This window comes from Fibrella aquatilis (genome assembly GCF_017353255.1).
Lineage (GTDB): Bacteria > Bacteroidota > Bacteroidia > Cytophagales > Spirosomataceae > Fibrella > Fibrella aquatilis.
Map to the genome: position 1 here is coordinate 1 of NZ_JAFMYU010000051.1, position 1,588 is coordinate 1,588.

The following is a 1,588-nucleotide window of genomic DNA, read 5'->3' on the forward strand; positions in this document are numbered from 1 at the left end:
TCTGACCAAAGTCGGCGGGGAGAAGTTTGTGCTGGTCTTGAAGCCCACCAAGGAGTCGACCTACAAGAACATGGTTGACGTATTGGATGACATGGCCGTCATCAAGCTCAAGCGCTACGCGCTGGTTGATGAGTTGACCCCCGACGAAAAGACGTTGCTTAAAGACAAAGTTAAACTAGAGATATAAGCCATGGCAGAAACTCCAAATAATGCAACACTCGATGATATCGTGTTTGCAAACCGGAACAAGGCCTATGGTGCCTATGCGCTTCGGAAAGAATACCCACGTATTGTAACGCGGGCATTGATCATCGGCGCAGCACTGATGGGCCTTGCGTTGGTTGGCCCAACGCTGATCTCGGTGCTGACGCCGGAACAGAAGGAAGAGGCAATGGTAGAAGTGGATCTGATGAAGCTCCCACCACCGCCCATTGACCCAAACGAGCCACCACCACCGCCGCCGCCACCGGTCGAATTGCCGAAGGTGAACACGGTGAAATTCTTGCCGCCTGAAGTAAAGCCCGACGAGGAGGTGCCTGAAGAGACGCCACCACCCGCCGTGGAAGAACTAAAAGAAGCTGTTGCGGCCGAAAAGACGCAGGAAGGTGACCCTAACGCCGAAGAAGTAATTGCCGCACCCGAAGAATCGGCTGGCCCCACCAAGGCTGAAGTAGTGGTTGAAGCACCAGCTCCCAAAGACGACGAAGTCTTTACAGTAGTAGAGCAACAGCCTGAATTTCAGGGCGGTACCGCCGCCATGTATGCTTGGTTGGGTAAGAACATCAAGTACCCGGCTGCTGCTCAGCGGGCCAACATTTCGGGTAAGGTGTTTGTGAGCTTTACGGTAAACACGGACGGATCAATCACTGATGCACAGGTGCTGAAAGGCCTTGGTTTTGGTACTGACGAAGAGGCTATCCGGGTGGTAAAATCAATGCCACGCTGGAAGCCAGGCAAGCAGTCGGGCCGGTCGGTTCGGGTGAAGTACAACCTGCCGATTAGCTTCCAGTTGGAATAAGATGGATCGCGACGAAAATCGCATTGCCAGCCAGTTAACGCTTTATCTATCGGCGGTGGCGGCATTAGCATATCTGGGAGGAGGCATCGCACTGATGGCCTCCTCTCAGTCTTTCGGGATTGACATATTGGCCGGTCCGTTGCGGTATGCATTGGCTGTGTTGTTGATTATCTATGGAGCCTTCAGAGGCTACCGGGCCATACAACGGTTTCGCGAGCAGTGAGGTAGTCAACTCGCCTGCATTAATTTATGTGTTTTATTAAAGGCCTGTTTTTCAGCTGATTAACTAGTTGAAAAGCAGGCCTTCGTTTTATGGAATTGGGGCTGTGGTTGCATCAAACGAACAAACAAAACCCCTGAAACCATGGCAGCTATTGAACTAGGTGGGCCTGAAAAAAGCGGCAAAGTACGGTCTAAGAAAGCTTCAACGCGTGCCGACATGACGCCGATGGTAGACTTGGGCTTCCTGCTCATTACCTTCTTTATTCTGGCTACCACGCTGAGTAAACCGAAAGCAATGGTGCTGAATGTGCCAGATCGTAACGAAACGATTTTAACGCAACCTATTAG

Annotated in this window: 3 protein-coding genes and 1 pseudogene; all 4 read left to right on the forward strand. The window is 51.6% G+C overall.

Annotated features, from left to right (window positions below):
• Positions 1–187, forward strand: a pseudogene (locus J2I48_RS28070) (biopolymer transporter ExbD); the annotation flags it as partial.
• 3 nt (positions 188–190) lie between these two features.
• Positions 191–1,018: an energy transducer TonB gene (locus J2I48_RS28075; RefSeq protein WP_207338859.1), complete on the forward strand. Its 828-nt coding sequence runs from the start codon at positions 191–193 to the stop codon at positions 1,016–1,018.
• A gap of 1 nt (position 1,019) precedes the next feature.
• A complete protein-coding gene (locus tag J2I48_RS28080) occupies positions 1,020–1,241 on the forward strand; it encodes a hypothetical protein (protein ID WP_207338860.1) in 222 nt (73 codons plus the stop codon).
• A gap of 141 nt (positions 1,242–1,382) precedes the next feature.
• The coding region (locus J2I48_RS28085) for an ExbD/TolR family protein (RefSeq protein WP_207338861.1) at positions 1,383–1,588 on the forward strand (206 nt) is incomplete at its 3' end.

Bases quoted from the DNA above. Each gene is read 5' to 3' on its own strand.
- J2I48_RS28075 (WP_207338859.1), top strand. From the start codon at position 191: ATGGCAGAAACTCCAAATAATGCAACACTCGATGATATCGTGTTTGCA.
- J2I48_RS28080 (WP_207338860.1), top strand. From the start codon at position 1,020: ATGGATCGCGACGAAAATCGCATTGCCAGCCAGTTAACGCTTTATCTA.